We start from the raw sequence: 19,394 nt of genomic DNA on the forward strand, positions 1-19,394 counted from the left end.
TCACGTAAAAGCGCTTGTGTAGCGATATGAACGCAATAAAAAAGCCCGATAGGCAATTAATGCATATCGGGCTTTCTAATCAACAGAAGCGATCTACACCCTTTATGGCATAGAAAGCATGTCTGATTATTATTCTACAGTTACTGATTTCGCCAAGTTACGTGGCTGGTCAACGTCTGTACCACGTAATACAGCAACGTGATAAGACAACAACTGAACTGGTACGCTATAAACGATTGGTGCAAGCCATTCGTTTACTGCTGGAATATGCACAACGTGTTGACGGTCTTTTCCATTGATTCCGCTATTTTCATCAGCGAAAACAAATAATTCACCACCACGTGCCTGAACTTCTTCCATATTTGATTTTAGCTTATCAAGCATTTCATCATTTGGAGCAAGAATGACGATCGGCATTTCATTATCAACAAGTGCTAATGGGCCGTGTTTTAACTCACCAGCCGCATAACCTTCTGCATGAATATATGAAATTTCTTTTAGCTTTAATGCACCTTCTAATGCGATTGGATAATTCGTACCACGACCTAAGAATAAGCAGTGATTTTTTTCAACGAATAATTCAGACAAACGCAAAATTTCTGGATCATGTTTAAGCGTATCAAGAATAACTTTCGGGCTGTGCCATAGCTCACGCGTAATTTCTTCAAGAAGAGCAGGGCTAATACGTTGTTTCACTTGACCAATTTTCAAGATTAACAACATAAGCGCAGCGAGCTGAGTCGTGAACGCTTTAGTTGAAGCAACACCAATCTCAGGACCAGCAAGAGTCAATAAGTGATGATCAGTTTCACGAACCATTGAAGACGTAGCAACGTTACAGATAGTCAAAGTCTGAATATCGATATTGTTTGCTTTCGCACGTTTTTGAGTTTCACGTAGTGCCGCTAAAGTATCAGCAGTTTCACCTGACTGTGAAATACAAATATAAAGTGTATTTTCAACAATTACAGGGGTGCGATAGCGGAATTCACTCGCGATTTCAACTTGGCAAGGCACGCCAATCAGTTGTTCAAACCAATATTTCGCAATCATTCCTGAGTGGTAACTTGTACCACAAGCGATGATTTGTACGCTTTGAATTTTGTTGAAATCTGCATCAGCATTTTTCAAGAAATCATCACGTAAGCTGTTGCCATCAAGCGCTTGAGAAATCGTTTGCTTGATTGCTTCTGGCTGCTCATAAATTTCTTTGAGCATGTAGTGTTTGTATTCACCTTTTGATGCACTGCTTACGGTTGCATCAAGCTCTCGTACTGGACGCTCAACGCGCTCGCCATTTGCAAATACTTCAATTGAAGTACGTGTAAGACGGGCAATATCGCCTTCTTCTAGGTACATAAAGCGGTTAGTCACTGGTAAAAGAGCAAGTTGGTCTGAACTAATAAAGTTTTCACCAATACCTACGCCAATCACTAAAGGTGAACCTTCACGTACAGTAATGAGTTCATCTGGATAATCGCTGTGGATAATGCCTAGCGCGTAAGCACCTTTAAGCTGAGGTACAACAGTTTCAACAGCATCTAAAAGGCTATCTGTGCTTTTTAGTGCTTCAGCAACTAAGTGTGCAACAACTTCAGTATCTGTTTGAGAAGTAAAAACATAACCTAAAGCTTGAAGGTCGTCTTTTAATTCTTGGTAGTTTTCAATGATACCGTTATGTACAACAGCAACCTTACCCGACATATGTGGGTGAGCATTATTTTCAGTTGGTTTACCATGTGTTGCCCAACGGGTATGCGCAATCCCGATAGCCCCTGTAAGCTGGTGTTCAGCAACTGCATCGGCAAGATTAATAACTTTACCTACACGACGCTCACGTAAAATTTGTTGGTTATTCAGTAAAGCAACACCCGCAGAATCATAACCGCGGTATTCAAGACGTTTTAAACCTTCAATTAAAATCTCGGTTACACAACGCTCTGCAACGCCTCCGACGATACCACACATACTTCAATCCTCTTATTTTTTAACCTTTTGGGGACGTTGATAATTTGCTTTTGAAATTTGTTGCGCACGTTCAAAGGATAGACTTTGTTCGGCTACATCTTTCGTAATCACAGAACCCGCACCAACTGTTGCGCCATTCCCAATGGTCACCGGAGCAACCAGCGAGCTATTAGAACCGATAAAAACGGCATCGCCAATAGTGGTTTTGTGTTTATTTGCACCGTCGTAATTACAAGTAATAGTACCTGCCCCAATATTTGATTCAGCACCGATTTCTGCATCACCTAAGTATGTGAAATGGTTAGCTTTACTACCTAGTCCAATCGATGTGTTTTTAACTTCAACAAAGTTGCCAATATGTACTTCATTTGCCAATTTAGCCCCTGGGCGTAAGCGTGCAAATGGTCCAATTTGAGCATTTTCACCTACAACTGCGCCATCAAAAACGCTATAGGCCTGAACTTTAGTGCCTGCTGCAATTTTGGTGTTCTTTAAAATACAGCCAGCGCCGATTTCTACAAAATCACCAAGCTCACATTCACCTTCAATAATAACATTGATGTCAATACGAACGTCTTGTCCAACTTTTACAGAACCACGTAAATCAAAGCGTGCAGGGTCAAAGAACATTACACCTTGCTGCATGAGCTTTTTGACTTGTTCTTGCTGGAACTGGCGTTCTAAAGCTGCAAGTTGTAAGCGGTCATTAACACCTTCAACTTCAAAAGCAAGCTCTGGTTCAACAGAGGCAACTTCTAAGCCATCTGCAATTGCCATTGCAACGATGTCAGTTAGGTAATATTCGCCCTGTGCATTTTCATTTGAAAGTTTAGGCAACCACTCATGAAGTTTTGCGTTGCTAACACAGTAAATGCCCGTATTGAATTCTTTAATTTGGCGTTGTGCTTCGTTTGCATCTTTATGTTCAACAATGGCTTGAATTTTGCCATCTTGACGCACAATACGACCATAGCCTGTAGCATCATCTACAGTGAGCGTAACCAAGCCAATTCCTGTTTGGGTCGATGCATCTAATAATTTTTGTAGCGTATTTGCATTAATGCATGGTACATCGCCTGATAAAATCAGTGAAACACCTTCTTTAGGAAGTACAGGCAAGGTCATTTGTACTGCATGACCTGTACCAAGTTGTTCAGCTTGCTCAACCCATTGAACATTTTCTTGGGCAAATGTTTGTTGTACGCGGTCACCACCATGACCATAAATAGTAATAATATTTTTAGCTTGTAATTGTTTTGCCGTTTGAATGACATGCCCTAATAGTGGGCGACCCGCTAAAGGTTGTAATACTTTAGGAAGCTGAGAACGCATACGAGTTCCTTTACCAGCAGCAAGAATAATGACGGTAGTTGACATGAATAACTCTAATGATTAAGTCAAATGGATAATAATTAGTGTACAAAGAGCAGCCCATACACCGGCAATAATATCGTCAAGCATAATACCAAAACCACCATGCACTTGACGATCAATAACACGGATAGGCCAAGGTTTCCAAACATCGAAAATTCGAAATAATATGAAGCCGACGATCACCCACATCCAGTTCATTTGTTGTAAGTAAATGAGAGGAAGAAAGGTAATAGATTGCCCTGCAAATTCATCCCACACAATTCGACCATCATCGTGTACGTTTATAACTTTTGCAGTTTGACCACAGATATAAATCCCGACCAAGGACATGATAATCATCGCGATTAAGCTTAAGTTAAATCCAAGCGATAACCAGATCGGAACAAAGAGTAGGGCAAAGGCAGAGCCAAAAGTACCAGGGGCTTTAGGTGCGAGACCAGATCCGAAACCAACTCCACAGAAAACGATGCAGCGGTTGAACCAAGACATGTCTTTAAAATGAATCGGCGGCTTATGCAAAGTGTTGGTATCCATGAATTTGCAATGGGTAATCTGAACCCAAATGCTCAAAAGTTAGTTGTGTTTGCTCAATGATCTGTCCGATCATTGTAATCTTAATGTCTAGTTGTTTTTGCAAAAGTTTTTCATAATTTTGCGGTGTTATTGTAAAACATAATTCGTAGTCATCACCACCAGCTAGCGCATATTGCCAACGCTGCTGTTCTGGTAGTTTCTCTAGCGTTGAATCAATCGGTAACTTTTCTAAAAATAATCGGGCACCGACTTTTGACGCTTTTAAAATATGACCTAAATCTTGGGCTAATCCATCAGAAATATCAATCATGCTAGAAGCAAGGCCCTTTAACTGTTGTCCAAGCTGACAACGTGGCGTCGGGTAGTCTAGTCTTTTTTGTAATGGATGACCTAGGTGTTGTAAACCATAAGCTGCATCTCCGACTTGACCGCTCACACACACATAGTCACCGACTTTTGCGCCCGAACGTAACACCGCTTGTCCAGCTTCAATCCAACCCATAGCCGTCACGGTAATGGTCAGATGTGGACCTTGGGTCGTATCTCCACCAATGAGAGCAACGCCAAATTGATTACAGCAGTCATAGATGCCCTGACTGAATCCTTCGAGCCATTCATGGTCAATGGTAGGTAGACTTAACGCAAGTAAAATACTATGGGGTTTAGCACCCATGGCAGCAATATCTGAAAGATTTACAGCCACACTTTTCCAGCCAATTGCATGCGCTGAGGTATTGAGAGGAAAGTGACGACCAGCAACTAGCGTATCTGCACAGATCACCAATTGTTGATTTTGGGGAGGGGTGATTAAGGCTGAGTCATCTCCAATACCTAAGGTGACATCTGTGTAAGATTGTCTGTTAAAGTATTGGTCAATAATAGAAAACTCAGCCATATCAACTTCAAACCTATTAGTTTGCTTGTTGTTTTTCAGCACTACGTAGTGTTGAACTTAAACGATCTAAAACGCCATTAATATATTTATGGCTATCTGCTCCACCAAAGTGTTTGGCGAGTTCAATGGCTTCATCAAGAACTACACGATAAGGTACTTCTAAATGATCACGTAACTCATAAGCACCTAAACGTAAGGTTGCGAGCTCAACGCCATCAAGTGCACTAAGTTCACGGTCAAGTACCGGAATGAGTAATGCATCAAGATCGTCGCGCAGTGCAATCACTTGCGTTAGTAGTTCGTGATAGTAATTTAAGTCTACCTTGTGCATGGCATTTTCAGCACGAGTACGTGCTTCAATTTCATGTACAGGATTGTGACTCATTTGCCACTCATAAATACCTTGTACAGCAAAACGACGTGCTTTGCGTTTTGCTGCATAAGCGGCTTGCAGTGTTTGAGACATGCTTTAAATTGCCTTTAATAAATTAACCATTTCAATTGCAGTTAAAGCAGCTTCGCTACCTTTGTTTCCTGCTTTTGTACCTGAACGTTCGATGGCTTGCTCGATGCTATCAGTAGTTAAGACACCATTGATGACAGGCAAGCTGCTTTCTAACGCGACTACACCTAAACCTTTTGCACATTCACCAGCAACGAAGTCAAAGTGTGGTGTGCTACCACGAATAACTGCGCCAAGTGCGATGATTGCATCAAATTGATTTGATGTAGCTAATTTTTTAGCAACAATCGGGAGTTCCCATGCGCCAGGAGCATGAATAACAGTAATGTTATCTTCATTTACACCATGACGTTTTAATGTGTCGATTGCACCATCCAATAAGTGTTCAACAACAAAACTGTTGAAACGACCCACTAAAATCGCATAACGACCTTCGCTTGCGAGATGTAATAAACCTTCAATACGGCGAATTGCCATAGCAACCTCGATTATTTCGTTGTGATTTGATCAGCAGTGACATATTCCACTACTTCTAAATTAAAGCCAGATAAAGCATTGAAACGTAATGGTGAGCTAAGAAGCTTCATTTTTTCAACACCTAAGTCACGCAAAATTTGAGCGCCTACACCAATGGTTTGATATTGGTGTGAAAGTGCTGCATTGGATTTCACCGGTTTTGGTTTATTTAAATCATCCAACGCTGGTCCCAAGTCTTGCAAATGATCTTGCCCGATCCAGACTAAAACACCGCGATCACTCGCTGCAATTGTCTGTAGTGCACGGTCTAGATTCCACGCAGGTTCACCATCAGCTTTATTGAGCTTAAGTAAATCGCGAATTGGACTGAAACCATGTACACGTACTGTTGTAACACCTTCTTTTGGCTCGCCTTTGACTAAAGCCAAATGGATGTCCGGGTTACCAATCTCACGATAACGATAGAGTTCAAATGAACCATATTCTGTTTGAATCGTTTTTTGATCCAGACGTTCAACCGTTTGCTCATTGGTCATGCGGTAGTGAATCAAGTCCGCAATTGTACCAATTTTTAAGCCATGCTTCTCGGCAAAAATTTCTAAATCTGCACGGCGCGCCATTGTGCCATCTTCATTGATGATTTCACAAATGACAGAAGCTGGTTCAAGACCTGCTAATCGTGTTAAATCACAGCCTGCTTCGGTATGACCCGCACGATGTAGAACACCGCCTGGCTGCGCCATTAACGGGAAAATATGGCCCGGTTGTACAATATCACTTGGCTTTGCATGCGCTGCGACAGCAGCTTGAATTGTATGTGCACGCTCTGCTGCTGAAATACCAGTTGTAATACCTTCAGCGGCTTCGATTGATAAGGTAAAGTTTGTACTATGCTGAGCACCATTTTGGTCAACCATCAACGGAAGGTTTAACTGCTTACAGCGCTCACGGCTTAACGTTAAGCAAACTAGACCACGTGCATGGGTAATCATGAAGTTAATATCTTCAGGACGAACATGCGTTGCTGCAATGACAAGATCACCTTCATTTTCGCGATCTTCGTCATCCATCAAGATAACCATTTTGCCTGCACGAATATCGGCGACAAGATCTTCAACACGACTCAGCGGCATTCGCTCTCACCTTTTTTTGTCGTTAGACAATTTCTATTTAATAAATTTTGCATAGTTTACGCTGTTTAGAGAATTTTGCCTATGATTCTGATTTATCCAACTTTGCAACCAGATAGAATAGATCCAGCTTTATTTATACAAATAAATCATAAGAAAAAGGAATAATTTAAAATAAAAACAATGAATTTAAATAAAAAAAACCTAGCCAAAAGGCTAGGTTCTGATATGCGCAGTTATTTTTTATGAAGCTGCACTGCTTGGACTATCATTTTGTGGGATTGATTTTTTCCCCATCAAAATCTCAGTCCGAATATTTTGTGCAAGTTCAGCACACTCTGCATTCATACCATTGATCATAAAGGCATGACGAGTCATGACATTGCTTGGGTTTGGCATCGCAACAAGTTGATAGCTGTCTTGAATTGCTTTGAGTTGATCATTCTCAAGATATAAAGCAGATTCTTTCGCATGAAGATGCTGTGCTAAACGTTGAGCAGCTTCTTTCGCGTCAATTTGCATTGCTTCCACAGCATTACACGTTGCACTACGAGTTTGAAGCGCAAAGCGTTTATCTTCGCGATAACGTTTATATAAAACGTCAGAGAGCAACTGGAATACGGTTCCAACCATAAGCAGACACTCTACAGCGTGAGTATGCGAGGTTGAAATCGCAAGTGTAGCGCCATCTGCATTAAACTCATTTACGACTTCAATGTCCGCTAACTTTAATTGGTAATGTTTCACGCATAACTCAATACTCTTGTTTAAAAAGAGCTGACAGAGTTTAAAGTACGGAACAGATACCGATTGGTTAACACTGTTTAATAACTGTTTAGGGTCATAAAACTGAATATTGAGTGCCAACATATGTTGGTCAGCTGAATCTGCTGTTTTCTCTGGTTGTGGACGAGCCGCCGGTTTACCTTTCGCTTGTTGTTGAGCTTGAGCAACCAAGGTTACTGTATTTTGTTTTTCTAAAGCCAATGCCTGAGTTAACTGCTGAATTTCATGTTTTAAGCGGTTTTCTTCGTTAATACGTGCCAAATATTCGCTACGGGTTGGGCGAGCAATCGCGCGATAGGCAAGCCATAATAAAACATGCAAAAACAGAGAAGCTAAAATTGCTAGCCATTGAGTACGCAGAATTTCACCAATACTTGGTTGAATCAGCGTAATCTCGATAGAGCCCACTTTCTTTTCATTTTGCAGAGCATCGCGAGCAAAAATCTCACCTTGGCGAGTTTTTGAAATTCCACTCGTTGCCAACACTTGTTTGTTGGCATCAAGAATGCGAATAGACGCAACGCTTGGATTGGTCGCATAGCGATTAGCAATCAGAGCTAAAGATACCGTATTGGCAGGTTCTAGCTCAGATAAGCTGTCTGCAACGAGTTGACTGGTCATGAGCTGACCTTGACTCGCACGGTTTTCATTGAGCTGGTGTGTCGTTGCAATCACCATTAAAAAGGTATGCAATGCAAAACTAACGATCAGTAGGCTAGCAAATAGCCCTTGTCTAGGCGCAATCAAGTTAAACTTCCAAGGCAATTATATTGAAATTCGATTATGATTCTTACAATAGTTGTCACTCAGACTAGAGTCAATTCATGCGAGAAATCATTCTTATATCCTTTTTAGGACCAGACCAACCAAACCAGTTTACCCGATTAATGCAAGTACTATCCGTACATTCATTGCAAATACTGGATGTAGGTCAGGCTGTTATTCATAATCAACTCACATTGGGCATTGTAGTCGCTTCTGATAATGAAACTGCGACCGCATTGGCAATGAAAGAAATTCTGATTTTAGCACATGATATTGGCTTAACAGTGCGCTTTAAACCAATCACAGGCGCAGAATACGATCAATGGGTAACTGAAGGTGGCCGTACTCGTTATATCGTCACGGCTTTAGCCCCTGAACTCACTGCTGCACACTTACAAGCCGTTACACAAATTGTGTCTAGCCAAGGCTTTAACATTGAAACTGTTACCCGTTTATCAGGCCGTGTCGACTTTGAAAAGGATAGCGCATTCCCGCGTCGTGCATGTGTACAGTTTGGTTTAAGCAGTGGCCCAACTCTAGATGCTCAAGCCATGCGTGCAGCATGTTTACTTCTTTCAAGTGAATTAAATATTGATGTCGCTGTTCAAGAAGACAATGCTTATCGACGTAACCGTCGTTTAGTTTGTTTTGATATGGACTCAACACTCATTGAACAAGAAGTGATTGATGAGTTAGCGATTGAAGCAGGGGTAGGCGCACAAGTTGCTGAAATCACTGAAAGAGCGATGCAAGGTGAACTTGATTTCCAGCAAAGCTTCCGTGCTCGTGTTGCATTATTAAAAGGGCTAGATGCTGCTGTTTTACCTAAAATTGCAGAGCGTTTAACTATTACTGAAGGTGCAGAGCGTCTCATCTCGACCTTAAAAGCGCTTGGTTATAAAACGGCAATTTTATCTGGTGGATTCCAATATTTTGCTGAATACCTACAAGGTAAACTTGGTATTGATGAAGTTCATGCCAACATCTTAGATGTGCAAGACGGTTTCGTAACAGGTGAAGTGAAAGGCGCAATTGTTGATGGCGCTCGTAAAGCTGAGTTATTACGCGAACTTGCAAATAAAATGGGTATTTCTCTAGAGCAAGCGATGGCAGTAGGCGATGGCGCAAACGATTTGCCAATGCTTGCGATTGCAGGGCTTGGTGTAGCTTATCGCGCTAAACCTTTGGTTCGTCAAAATGCAAATCAGGCTATTTCAAGCGTTGGCTTAGATGGGGTTCTGTATTTACTTGGTATGCATGACAAAGATTTAAACCGTGCTTAATCTATAAGGCTAAGCTTTAAGCGCTACTTCAGAGTAGCGCTTTTTTTATGCAGAATAGTCATAAAAACAAGCATGTTATGCTCAAATCATGCACAGAAAAAAGGCAATAAAAAAATCTGAAAAAAACTTATTTTGGTCCTTAAAAACAGCATATTTTTTTGTAATGACACGCCAGAATTGATGCCATATAGGGAATCGAACTTTTTGAATTTTACAAAAATGTAATGACAAAAGAATGTTGCGACAAAGTATGTCGCATTAAGAAAAAACGGGTCTTTTTTTCTAAAAAAAAACATCCATAATGCATCCTAAGCTTCAACACAAATTATGAATTAAAGTTGTTTTTGGAATGAGGTCGGGTTTTTTAAGACCGAATCTTTTTAGACGTTTTCATTAAGACGGAGGTTTCTATGGTAACAGCGAATTTTGCCGCTATCGCCGGATTCAGCTTGATCGCTGTCGCGCTTGTTGCTGTTTTCTTTTCTCCTTACCGTCGTTGGCTTGGTTTTATGCTTGCAGGGATGTTCTTTTGGGGGCTATTAGAAGTGGTCCGTTTTGGAGTTCAAGTCACTTTTGAAATGCCAGTCACATATAGTTATTTAACTGCACTAAGTCTAGCGATGGTAATGGTTACATTTGTTTTGTTACGTGAGGATAAACAGGCACAAAAGGCTTTGGCAAATCGCCAATATATAGAACACACGCCAGTATATGAAGATGATCAGCAGCAATGTTCTAGCCGATAATTAAATTGTTATCTAACGGTAAAGAGGTATGCACAGCATGCCTTTTTTATTTACGAAACGTGATTTTTATTATACAAAGCATTTATTAAAAAATAGCCAGTTATGCTACGATAGACGCGTCTGTTGACGTTTCATCTAGATTGCGTTGCCAGCTAAAAATTATCAGTTGATGCACAAAACACAAGCAATGGTATGTCCTTGTTGAGTTTTGCTCTAAAGTTTTCATAAAAATACAATAGGCGTGAATGTTCATGAAACTTTCTTCTATACCTGTAGTCAAGTTACCTCTCGTTGATGTCAGTACAGACCCGTTAGATTTATTGGTAGCAGGTTTAGTGCTGCGTATGAAGCAATTGGCACGTACTAGCCCTAAGTTTATTGAATTGATTCATGACCGCGCTTTCCGTATTCAGATTGGTACGGACTTAGGTGTTGCACGTCAGATCATTATTAATAATGGACAGATCGATACTGTTGCAGGTGCACCTGAAAAAGCTGACTTTATCTTGCAGTTTGCAGATAGCGAACAGGGTGTAAAAACTTTGATTAAAGGTGACCCAACTGCATTTATGACAGGCATGCAAAACGGCAGTATTAAAATGGAAGGTGACTTCAGCCTACTTGTTTGGTTTAACCAAGTGGCGAGACTCATTCCACCTAAGTTGCCAAAACCAGTTAAAGAGAAAGTACGTCAAGCACGTGCTTTTATTAAAGAGAAAACTGGCCGCTAATCGCCAGATATAAAAAAACTCCCATTTGGGAGTTTTTTTATATCTACGCTTCGACTTCTAGATTGAACGTCACCGGACCATCATTAATGAGATGAACCTTCATATCAGCTGCAAAAATGCCAGTTTGAACTTTTTCAAATTGTGAATGGGCATATTCAACCAACTGTTCATATAACGCTTTGGCATCTGCTGGTGGCATGGCTGGACCAAAATCTGGACGTAAACCTTTTTGCGTTTGGGCCATTAGAGTAAATTGTGAAACAAGCAGGATTCCACCATTTGCTTGAGAGACATTCCAACCCATTTTGCCTTGTTCGTCATCAAAGATGCGATATTTCAAAATCTTATCAATAAGCTTCTGGCCAATTGCTAAAGTGTCATCACGGCCAATGCCTAAAAAAACCAGTAGTCCGTGTTGGATTTCACCAGTAGTCTCACCGTCAACCACCACTTTGGCTTCAAGAACTCGTTGTATTAAAGCGCGCATAGTTAAAGCAAATTTCTGCAATTAATTGAATTGGTTTAGTTTAGCAGAATTTAATTTAAATGATTTTTAAAAGGAAATTTCATGGAATTGCAACAATGGTCTAAAAGCTCGCAATTGATTTATAAAAATATGCTTTAATGCTAAGAAGCAAGCGAATAATCATTGACTATGTCTCCAATTATCCATTCTTTACTAGATACAGACTTGTACAAATTTACGATGTTACAAGTGGTTTTGCATAAATTCCCGCAAACCCATAGTGTCTACCATTTCCGCTGTAGAAATTTAGAAGATACTGTCTATCCACTAGTAGATATTTTGGATGATTTAAACGAGCAACTCGACTATTTGTGTAGTCTTAAATATAAAGAAGACGAGCTTCAATATTTGCGTAAATTGCGCTTTATAAAAAGTGACTTTGTCGATTACTTGGAACTGTTTCAACTGAAGCGACGCTTTATTCGAGCTAGCATCGATGCGGAAGGCCGTTTGGATATTCATATTGAAGGTCCGATGGTTCAAGCCATGATGTTTGAAATTTTTGTATTGGCAATTGTAAATGAACTTTATTTTAGTCGTATCAAAACTGATGAAGTATGGGCTGAAGGCGAGCGCCGTTTAAAAGCCAAGCTTGAATTGATTCAAGAATATGAAAAAACACAAAAACCGAATGACCCGCCATTCTTAGTTTCTGATTTTGGTACACGTCGCCGTTATAGCTTCGTATGGCAAAAACATGTGGTGGCAGCCTTTCATAAAACAGTGCCAAATGTGTTCCGTGGTACAAGTAATGTCCTGCTCGCAAAAGAGTTAAACATTACGCCAATTGGGACCATGGCTCATGAATTCCTACAAGCTTTTCAGGCACTTGATGTACGACTACGTGACTTTCAAAAAGCGGCTTTAGAGACATGGGTTCAGGAATATCGCGGAGATTTAGGAATTGCTTTGACTGACGTTGTTGGTATGGATGCGTTCCTACGAGATTTTGACTTGTATTTTGCGAAACTATTTGATGGCTTACGTCATGACAGTGGTGACCCTTACGAATGGGGCGATAAGGCTTATGCGCATTATCGTAAATTAAAAATTGATACCAAAACCAAGATGCTGACTTTTAGCGATGGTCTTAATTTGCCAAAAGCATGGGAATTACATCAATACTTTAAAGATCGTTTTCAGGTGAGTTTTGGTATTGGAACTAATTTGACTAATGATATGGGCCAAAAGCCGCTCAATATTGTGTTGAAACTAGTCGAATGTAATGGTCAGTCGGTTGCGAAAATTTCTGATAGTCCCGGTAAAACCATGACTGATAACGATACTTTCTTGGCTTATTTACGTCAGGTTTTTGAAATTGAAGAACTTGAAGAAGTGGTTTAAGTAATAAATAGTCTCGCTATTTTGTATTTTTAAAAGTAAGAATGCTGATATCTGATTTTCTGCTAAAGAGTTGTAGAAAATCAGAGTTTGTTAGATATAAGCTTATGCTAATATGAAATTAAGCTGGTATAAAAAGAAACCATGACGATGACACTCCCGAATTTTAAACTCGATTTATTAATAGAAGCAGAAGAATTAGTGCCTTATTTAGGCAATGAATATATTCGCATTGTAGATTTGAGCCGTGCGTCTGTTTATGAGCAACTTCATATTCCGCATGCTATTCACTTACAACCAAAATGGTTAGTGTCTCAACACGAAGAAGCCACTGGCATTTTGCCAGATGAAGCAGGTTTACAAGCACTGATTGAGAAATTGAATATTTCACCTAATCATCATGTTGTGGTCTATGACGATGAAGGTGGAGCATGGGCTGGACGTTTAATCTGGAATTTACATTGCTTAGGATTCACCCGTACCAGTTTAATTAATGGCGGTATCCATGCATGGTTAGGAGCAGGGTTACCAACTACAGCAGAAGTCGAAGAAGTTTCTCCTGTTACTGACTTAATTCAGATTGATTTATCGCATGCCGCTCAGTTCCGTGTGAACTATGAAGAGCTACGCAAACAAGTAGAACAAGAAAATGTTCAATTGTGGGATTGCCGGACGAGTGATGAATATAGTGGGATCCGTTTAGCAGCGCGACGCGGCGGTCACATTCCAAATGCACTCCATTTTGAATGGAGTACTGCACTTAATCGTCAAAATCATCTAAAATTGCACCCGCTTGAACGCACGCGGCAGCGCCTTGAACAACTTGGGTTCGATTTACAGCAACCTGTAGTTGTGTACTGCCAGTCACATCACCGTTCCGGTTTGGCCTATATTTTGGCTAGGCTCTTGGGCTGGGAAGCAAAAGCCTATGATGGTGCGTGGAGTGAATGGGGCAATCGCCTCGATAGTCCTATTATTACTGGAGAATCACCGTCGTGAGTTTCACATCTCGATTAAAAAAAGAATTATTTATTAAGGCACAAAACCTTGTACCACAGCATCAATTGAGCCGTGTGGTAGGTAAAGTTGCTGCGAGTGAAAATCCAGTTGTGAAAACTGCTGTTATTCATGCATTTAAAACCAAATATGGGATTGATTTATCGATTGCTGAGCAAGGCAATGCACTGAAATATAAATCTTTTAATGACTTTTTTACCCGTGCTTTAAAAGATGGCGTGCGTCTCGTTGACGAAAATGCAGATAGCATTGTTTCACCTGCTGATGGTGCTATTTCTCAGATTGGTAAAATTACTGCGGGTGAAGTATTTCAAGCAAAAGGCCAAAGCTTTTCTGTAGAGAAACTCATTGGCGACCCACAACTTGCTCAGCCATTCCAAGAAGGTGAGTTTGCGACAGTCTATCTATCTCCACGCGATTACCACCGTGTACATATGCCGTTTGCAGGTACATTAACTGAAACCTTGTATGTACCGGGTGAGCTATTTTCGGTAAATCAGGTGACGGCTGAAAATGTACCGGGACTATTTGCCCGTAATGAACGCATGGTGTGTTTGTTTGATACTGAACTTGGCCGTATGGCTGTTGTGTTAGTGGGTGCAATGATTGTTGCTGGTATTGAAACTGTGGCGACAGGTAAAGTGAAACCTTCAGGTCGTATTGAATTACAGCATCATCAGTTAAAGCTAGAGAAAGGTGCTGAGCTTGGACGTTTTTATTTAGGTTCTACAGCGGTTATTTTATTTGAAAAAGATAAGATCGAATGGGAACAACGTTTTAAAGCTGAGTCTGTGGTTGTAATGGGCGAGCGCATGGGACATACAGTTTAGTAAACGATATAACCCCTATAAGATAAATAAACCCTGACTTTAATTATTCAGGGTTTTTTTTGATTTAAATTATATAAACGTAAAATATATAACTGTTTTTTTATTTATATTATATAGAAATATAATTGTTATTAAGTGATCTGAAATAGGACATTATAGAAGCTAGTCTATAAATATGTGTCTGAAGAGAGCAAAATATTAATATGATTAAAAAATAATAAATAAAAATAGAAAGAAATATTTAAGTTAGACTTAAGTCGTAATTTTAATTTTATTTGAAGATAAGTTATTAAATCTAAAAAAATTATTTAATTTTATAAATATGAAGCGCTTTTTAGATATTGCACAGCCTTTAGCCTTGGCACAATGCTTGCTAATTATTCAGGACCTTACAGTAATTTTCATATTTTTTAGGTTCTGAAATCATGTTAAAAGTTAAACGTCTGACAGCTTCGGTTTTATCTGTACTTTGTATTTCACTCAGCCATGCCAATGATTTTAAAGTTTTAAATCAAATTTCAAAACAGCCTACTCAACTTCAAAGCGGCGAATATAAAGGTAATTATTACGTTCCATCTACTTTAAAAACCATTACATGGGGTTATTTACCGAATCGGGATGCTAAACCCGTCCTTACCGTTCCGTCGGGTAGTATTGTGACATTTGATACGGTTTCTCATGAAGGTTTGCTTGAAGACCAAGGGCGTAATGCTGAAAAGTTCTTTCAATCGAAAGGTGTCAAATCTAATGAAATCTTGGAAGATGCAAAAACAATTACGCAGTCAAATTTAAAGCATGATTTTCATAAAGATGGGCCACATATTGTGACAGGCCCTGTTGCAATTGAAGGCGCACAGCCCGGTGATATTTTGAAAGTTGAAGTACTTAAAGTTGAGCCACGTGTACCTTACGGTGTTATTTCAAATCGACATGGTAAAGGTGCTTTAGTGGGGGAATTTCCTAAAAAAGCAAAGCAAGAAAATGCATCGGCTGAGCATCCTGAACGCTATGGAAATGTCTCAATTTTCACACCAATTGAAAAAAATGCTAAAGGTGAGTACGAAGGTGTATTAAAAACAGAATCGGGTAAATCAATACGTTTCCCGCTTTATCCTTTTATGGGAATTATGGGGGTAGCAGCTAATACTTCTGAGCCTGTTCACTCCGTACCCCCTGCAATGTATGGTGGAAATATTGATATTAATGAACTAGGTGCAGGTTCAACAGCCTATTATCCTGTTCAGGTCAAAGGCGCATTATTCTATACGGGGGATAGCCATTTTGCGCAAGGGGATGGTGAAGTAGCACTAACTGCACTCGAAGCTTCAGCACGTGCGACACTAAAATTTACCTTACTCAAAGCAGGTAAAGATAAAATACCGGGCAAAGAGCTAAAACAACCTTTAGCTGAAAATGCTGAGTTTTGGATTACACCAGGTCTTGATGAAGATTTAGATGAAGCGATGAAAAAGTCTACACGTGAAGCCATTCGTTTCTTAAACCAAGAATACGGTATTGATGAAGCAACGGCTTATGCGTATTTAAGTGCCGCAACTGATTTTGAAGTTTCACAAGTTGTAGATAAAACCAAAGGGATCCATGCAAAAATCAGAAAAGCTGATTTTAAAGAGTTTGAGAGTAAATAATTAAGTGAATTAAGCTTGGTATTTAAAATATTAAATACCAAGTTAAATTCATTTTAAATATTAATAAGTTTTATATATTTTATAATTGAGTATAATAAATATCACATATATTAATTAGTATAAAATCTAATGCACTTACCTCCGAACGCTCTACTTTATATTGCTGCATTATTAACATTATGTGCCGCATTGCTTCATTTTGTTTGTGTGTTCTGGGGGGCAAATGGTTTTCGGTTTTTAGGGGCCGGGAAAAGTATTGTTCAGATGGTCGAAAGAGGGCATTGGTATCCTAATTTTACAGCTATAGCTGTGGGATTAATTCTAACGGTATGTGCTACTTATGCTTTCTTTGCAGCAAAGGGAATACAGGTATTACCATTTACTAAACTTATTTTGTCGCTTGTTGCAGCGGTTTTTCTTATCCGTGGTCTGGCTTTTCCGTGGTTAAAGTCAAAATTTGTCGGTAATAGTGATTTATTTTGGTATATCAGTTCAGCCTTTTGTTTAATATTGGGAAGTTTATATGCCGTTGGAATATATTTAATTTGAAATGAATATATTCTAGGTGAATTAGAATGAATAATTTAAAAAAATGAAAGGGAGCAACGCTCCCTTTTTTAACTATTTAGTCCAACCATATTTTTTGAAAATAGTATTACCTTGCTGAGACGATAAGAACTCTACAAAACGTTTAGCTTCAGTGTCTTTTAAACTATGCTTGGTTAAGGCTACACCTGTATCTCGATAGACAACTAGCTCTGGTTCAATAGGTATAATTTGCCCAACATCTGGGTTACTAATTCCCCAAATATTAAAAACTAACCAAGCATCATAGCTACTATTTTCTTCCCAGTTTTTCTTGGCAATTCCTGTGTTAGCTGCATAGGTGGCAATATTTTTTCGAACAGATTTGGTTAATTGAATATTGCCAGTTCTACCAGCGATATCCTCCCACATACCTACCTGGCCTGCACCATGAGTAACTAAAACTTTAACGCCAGATTTAGCTAGGTCTTTAAATCCTTTAATATTTTTAGGATTTCCTTTGCGTACTAAAATGGCTGCGGGGCGTAAATATAAAGGTTCCACCGAATCTTTTATAATTTGCTCAGAAAAAGCATTTTCAAAATCAGACATCATGGCTTCAGAACCACTATATATAACATCGGCATCAAGTTTCGCTTTGTCAGACCATTGAGAAGTAGGCCCAGACGTTACATGGACTGCTATACCAGTCTTATTGGTAAATTGTTTGGCGGCTTCTTTCATGGCGGGTGCTGGCCCACCAGGACCATACACTTGTACGTCTGCAAAACTATGGATGGGTAGAGAACCGAGAATAAGACAAATCAGGTATGGTATAAATTTATATTGTTTTGACATTTTAATCGCTATAGTAATTAAGAAAATATCAGCATATATTTTTTATTATTTAAACGGGATTAATTTTTGCAACGATATTTATAATACATTTCTTTAAAATATATTTTAATTAGATTTTAAGTGACTGTATAAATGTAAATTCTTTTGAAGTAAATATAACTATATAAGTTTTTATGGTAATTTATATTTTATAAATTGATTATTTGAATAGATATATTGTAAATAATAGAGGAGTAATCCCTTGATTAAAAAAAGTAATTCTTTTTTAAAAATTTTATTTAGCAGCGCTTGTTTGGTTTCTGGTTCTGCTATGGCTGCTCCCATTACAGATTTGGGTAAGCAAATTGTGAGCGACAAACCGGGTTCAATACTGTCTCTAGAACGGCAAGATGTGACGGATTTATTTCCTCATGCTGATCAACGTTTGTTAGTTAATTATCGTAGTCGAGGTATTCAGGATGAGCCCATTGTGGCATCGGCTTTTATTTTATTACCGAAAGGCACTCCGCCAAAAAATGGCTGGCCGATACTGGCTTGGGCGCATGGCACGACTGGAGTTGCCGATACTTGTGCACCTTCGGGTGACTATGTAGGTGGGCCAGTCCATTCATATCAAGAAGTTGCTTCAAAAGCTTTAGATGGTTGGCTTGCACATGGCTATGCAGTTGTTGCACCTGATTATCAGGGCTTAGGTACACCAGGTGGGCATCCCTATATGAATGCAAAGAGCCAACTGCATACAGTGGTCGATGCAGTGCGAGCATTACATTTGCTTAAGCCTAAGAGTTTTAATAAACAATGGTTGGTAATGGGGCACAGTCAAGGTGGGGCAGCGGCAATTGCAGTGTCTGCCTATGGTCAAAAAGATGCGCCTGAACTGGATTTAAAAGGGGCAATTGCTCTTGCGCCAGGCGGCTATCAATATGAAGGCATCGCAGAATATGTGCAGAGTAATCCAAACCCAGAACCAAGTGTGGCAGCATTTTTCCCGATTGTGTTATTGGGTGCGCAAGCAGCAGATCCAAGCATCGTTCCTGAAAAGCTGGTAAGCCCAGAAATGAACACAGTATTGACTCAAGGACGCAGTCGTTGTTTATCTGAACTTCAATCTGATTTGAAGAAATCTCCTTCTAGTATATTTCGATCTGATGCCGATTTAAAACCTCTTTTGGCTTATCTAAAGCAACAGTCCATTGAAAATATGGTGCCTACCGTGCCATTAATGATTGTTCAAGGTTCTAAAGATCATTTAGTCGACCCTAGAGGCACATCTGCTTATTATCAACAGCTATGTAAATTAAAAAAACCAACTATATATCAAACGATTAATGGCGGAGATCACCGTGATGCATTACGTCAGAGCAATACGTTTGCCACTAGTTTTTTAAACGTAATAGAAAAAAATCAGACGAAATCATATTGCTCTAATTTTAAGTAAATTGGTTTAACTAATACAAAAAAGCCGACTTTTCATAAGTCGGCTTTTTACATGTACAAAG

General features: G+C 39.4%; 19 protein-coding genes. 9 read left to right on the forward strand and 10 right to left on the reverse strand.

Annotation, left to right across the window (positions count from 1 at the left end):
• Nucleotides 1-129: 129 nt before the first annotated feature.
• The 8 genes from glmS to F886_RS01395 all read right to left on the reverse strand — a co-directional run bounded on the left by glmS (nt 130) and on the right by F886_RS01395 (nt 8,392).
• Nucleotides 130-1,968 carry a glutamine--fructose-6-phosphate transaminase (isomerizing) gene (gene glmS, locus F886_RS01360; protein WP_005300481.1) on the reverse strand — a complete coding sequence of 613 codons (1,839 nt, stop codon included), beginning with the start codon at nt 1,966-1,968 and terminating at the stop codon, nt 130-132.
• Between the two features lie 12 nt (nt 1,969-1,980).
• Nucleotides 1,981-3,345, reverse strand: coding sequence for a bifunctional UDP-N-acetylglucosamine diphosphorylase/glucosamine-1-phosphate N-acetyltransferase GlmU (gene glmU, locus F886_RS01365; protein WP_005300484.1), 1,365 nt, complete (start codon nt 3,343-3,345; stop codon nt 1,981-1,983).
• Nucleotides 3,346-3,360: 15 nt separating this feature from the next.
• On the reverse strand, nt 3,361-3,876 hold the full coding sequence (locus F886_RS01370) for a phosphatidylglycerophosphatase A family protein (protein WP_005044357.1): 516 nt from the start codon (nt 3,874-3,876) through the stop codon (nt 3,361-3,363).
• Nucleotides 3,854-4,771, reverse strand: a complete 918-nt coding sequence (gene thiL / locus F886_RS01375; protein ID WP_005300488.1) for a thiamine-phosphate kinase — start codon at nt 4,769-4,771, stop codon at nt 3,854-3,856. Before thiL ends, F886_RS01370 begins: the two co-directional genes overlap by 23 nt.
• Before the next feature lie 16 nt (nt 4,772-4,787).
• Complete coding sequence (nusB, locus tag F886_RS01380; RefSeq protein WP_004790142.1) at nt 4,788-5,237, reverse strand: transcription antitermination factor NusB; 450 nt, start codon at nt 5,235-5,237, stop codon at nt 4,788-4,790.
• A 3-nt stretch (nt 5,238-5,240) separates the two neighbouring features.
• Nucleotides 5,241-5,711 carry a 6,7-dimethyl-8-ribityllumazine synthase gene (gene ribE / locus F886_RS01385; protein ID WP_002119264.1) on the reverse strand — a complete coding sequence of 157 codons (471 nt, stop codon included), beginning with the start codon at nt 5,709-5,711 and terminating at the stop codon, nt 5,241-5,243.
• Between the two features lie 11 nt (nt 5,712-5,722).
• Nucleotides 5,723-6,844: a bifunctional 3,4-dihydroxy-2-butanone-4-phosphate synthase/GTP cyclohydrolase II gene (gene ribBA, locus F886_RS01390; protein WP_003654193.1), complete on the reverse strand. Its 1,122-nt coding sequence runs from the start codon at nt 6,842-6,844 to the stop codon at nt 5,723-5,725.
• A 240-nt stretch (nt 6,845-7,084) separates the two neighbouring features.
• Nucleotides 7,085-8,392 (reverse strand): hypothetical protein, encoded by a 1,308-nt coding sequence (locus F886_RS01395; protein ID WP_081402053.1) that lies wholly within the window; start codon nt 8,390-8,392, stop codon nt 7,085-7,087.
• A gap of 59 nt (nt 8,393-8,451) precedes the next feature.
• Here F886_RS01395 and serB point away from each other — a divergent pair, with 59 nt between their 5' ends.
• The 3 genes from serB (at nt 8,452) to F886_RS01415 (ending at nt 11,152) form a co-directional block, all read left to right on the forward strand.
• A complete protein-coding gene (gene serB / locus F886_RS01400) occupies nt 8,452-9,675 on the forward strand; it encodes a phosphoserine phosphatase SerB (RefSeq protein ID WP_004790139.1) in 1,224 nt (407 codons plus the stop codon).
• 410 nt (nt 9,676-10,085) lie between these two features.
• Entirely contained in the window at nt 10,086-10,421 is a 336-nt protein-coding gene (aciT, locus tag F886_RS01410) for a ciprofloxacin tolerance protein AciT (protein WP_004704819.1), read from the forward strand.
• A 251-nt stretch (nt 10,422-10,672) separates the two neighbouring features.
• The gene (locus tag F886_RS01415; protein ID WP_013196563.1) at nt 10,673-11,152 is read left to right on the forward strand and encodes a hypothetical protein; all 480 of its coding nucleotides are present in this window, start codon (nt 10,673-10,675) and stop codon (nt 11,150-11,152) included.
• 43 nt (nt 11,153-11,195) lie between these two features.
• Here the strand turns inward: F886_RS01415 and dtd are convergent, their stop codons facing one another.
• On the reverse strand, nt 11,196-11,639 hold the full coding sequence (dtd, locus tag F886_RS01420; RefSeq protein WP_005300497.1) for a D-aminoacyl-tRNA deacylase: 444 nt from the start codon (nt 11,637-11,639) through the stop codon (nt 11,196-11,198).
• A gap of 168 nt (nt 11,640-11,807) precedes the next feature.
• Here dtd and pncB point away from each other — a divergent pair, with 168 nt between their 5' ends.
• From pncB to F886_RS01445, 5 genes are all read left to right on the forward strand, one after another.
• Nucleotides 11,808-13,022 carry a nicotinate phosphoribosyltransferase gene (gene pncB, locus F886_RS01425; protein ID WP_005300500.1) on the forward strand — a complete coding sequence of 405 codons (1,215 nt, stop codon included), beginning with the start codon at nt 11,808-11,810 and terminating at the stop codon, nt 13,020-13,022.
• Nucleotides 13,023-13,169: 147 nt separating this feature from the next.
• Nucleotides 13,170-14,018: a sulfurtransferase gene (locus tag F886_RS01430; protein WP_034590637.1), complete on the forward strand. Its 849-nt coding sequence runs from the start codon at nt 13,170-13,172 to the stop codon at nt 14,016-14,018.
• A complete protein-coding gene (gene asd, locus F886_RS01435) occupies nt 14,015-14,866 on the forward strand; it encodes an archaetidylserine decarboxylase (protein WP_004790127.1) in 852 nt (283 codons plus the stop codon). Before F886_RS01430 ends, asd begins: the two co-directional genes overlap by 4 nt.
• Before the next feature lie 425 nt (nt 14,867-15,291).
• The gene (locus F886_RS01440) at nt 15,292-16,512 is read left to right on the forward strand and encodes an acetamidase/formamidase family protein (protein WP_005300505.1); all 1,221 of its coding nucleotides are present in this window, start codon (nt 15,292-15,294) and stop codon (nt 16,510-16,512) included.
• 129 nt (nt 16,513-16,641) lie between these two features.
• Entirely contained in the window at nt 16,642-17,061 is a 420-nt protein-coding gene (locus F886_RS01445; RefSeq protein ID WP_005300507.1) for a hypothetical protein, read from the forward strand.
• 72 nt (nt 17,062-17,133) lie between these two features.
• Here the strand turns inward: F886_RS01445 and F886_RS01450 are convergent, their stop codons facing one another.
• Nucleotides 17,134-17,895 carry an AcfC family putative adhesin gene (locus F886_RS01450; RefSeq protein WP_005300510.1) on the reverse strand — a complete coding sequence of 254 codons (762 nt, stop codon included), beginning with the start codon at nt 17,893-17,895 and terminating at the stop codon, nt 17,134-17,136.
• 241 nt (nt 17,896-18,136) lie between these two features.
• Here F886_RS01450 and F886_RS01455 point away from each other — a divergent pair, with 241 nt between their 5' ends.
• Entirely contained in the window at nt 18,137-19,333 is a 1,197-nt protein-coding gene (locus tag F886_RS01455) for an alpha/beta fold hydrolase (RefSeq protein WP_005300513.1), read from the forward strand.
• The last annotated feature ends 61 nt before the right edge of the window (nt 19,334-19,394 follow it).

It is taken from the genome of Acinetobacter sp. NIPH 542 (assembly GCF_000369825.1).
Taxonomy (GTDB): domain Bacteria; phylum Pseudomonadota; class Gammaproteobacteria; order Pseudomonadales; family Moraxellaceae; genus Acinetobacter; species Acinetobacter oleivorans.

What these genes read in the sequence shown, in the direction of transcription:
- glmS (WP_005300481.1), bottom strand. Translation starts at nt 1,968, where the DNA reads ATGTGTGGTATCGTCGGAGGCGTTGCAGAGCGTTGTGTAACCGAGATT.
- glmU (WP_005300484.1), bottom strand. Translation starts at nt 3,345, where the DNA reads ATGTCAACTACCGTCATTATTCTTGCTGCTGGTAAAGGAACTCGTATG.
- F886_RS01370 (WP_005044357.1), bottom strand. Translation starts at nt 3,876, where the DNA reads ATGGATACCAACACTTTGCATAAGCCGCCGATTCATTTTAAAGACATG.
- thiL (WP_005300488.1), bottom strand. Translation starts at nt 4,771, where the DNA reads ATGGCTGAGTTTTCTATTATTGACCAATACTTTAACAGACAATCTTAC.
- nusB (WP_004790142.1), bottom strand. Translation starts at nt 5,237, where the DNA reads ATGTCTCAAACACTGCAAGCCGCTTATGCAGCAAAACGCAAAGCACGT.
- ribE (WP_002119264.1), bottom strand. Translation starts at nt 5,711, where the DNA reads ATGGCAATTCGCCGTATTGAAGGTTTATTACATCTCGCAAGCGAAGGT.
- ribBA (WP_003654193.1), bottom strand. Translation starts at nt 6,844, where the DNA reads ATGCCGCTGAGTCGTGTTGAAGATCTTGTCGCCGATATTCGTGCAGGC.
- serB (WP_004790139.1), top strand. Translation starts at nt 8,452, where the DNA reads ATGCGAGAAATCATTCTTATATCCTTTTTAGGACCAGACCAACCAAAC.
- aciT (WP_004704819.1), top strand. Translation starts at nt 10,086, where the DNA reads ATGGTAACAGCGAATTTTGCCGCTATCGCCGGATTCAGCTTGATCGCT.
- F886_RS01415 (WP_013196563.1), top strand. Translation starts at nt 10,673, where the DNA reads ATGAAACTTTCTTCTATACCTGTAGTCAAGTTACCTCTCGTTGATGTC.
- dtd (WP_005300497.1), bottom strand. Translation starts at nt 11,639, where the DNA reads ATGCGCGCTTTAATACAACGAGTTCTTGAAGCCAAAGTGGTGGTTGAC.
- pncB (WP_005300500.1), top strand. Translation starts at nt 11,808, where the DNA reads ATGTCTCCAATTATCCATTCTTTACTAGATACAGACTTGTACAAATTT.
- F886_RS01430 (WP_034590637.1), top strand. Translation starts at nt 13,170, where the DNA reads ATGACACTCCCGAATTTTAAACTCGATTTATTAATAGAAGCAGAAGAA.
- F886_RS01440 (WP_005300505.1), top strand. Translation starts at nt 15,292, where the DNA reads ATGTTAAAAGTTAAACGTCTGACAGCTTCGGTTTTATCTGTACTTTGT.
- F886_RS01445 (WP_005300507.1), top strand. Translation starts at nt 16,642, where the DNA reads ATGCACTTACCTCCGAACGCTCTACTTTATATTGCTGCATTATTAACA.
- F886_RS01450 (WP_005300510.1), bottom strand. Translation starts at nt 17,895, where the DNA reads ATGTCAAAACAATATAAATTTATACCATACCTGATTTGTCTTATTCTC.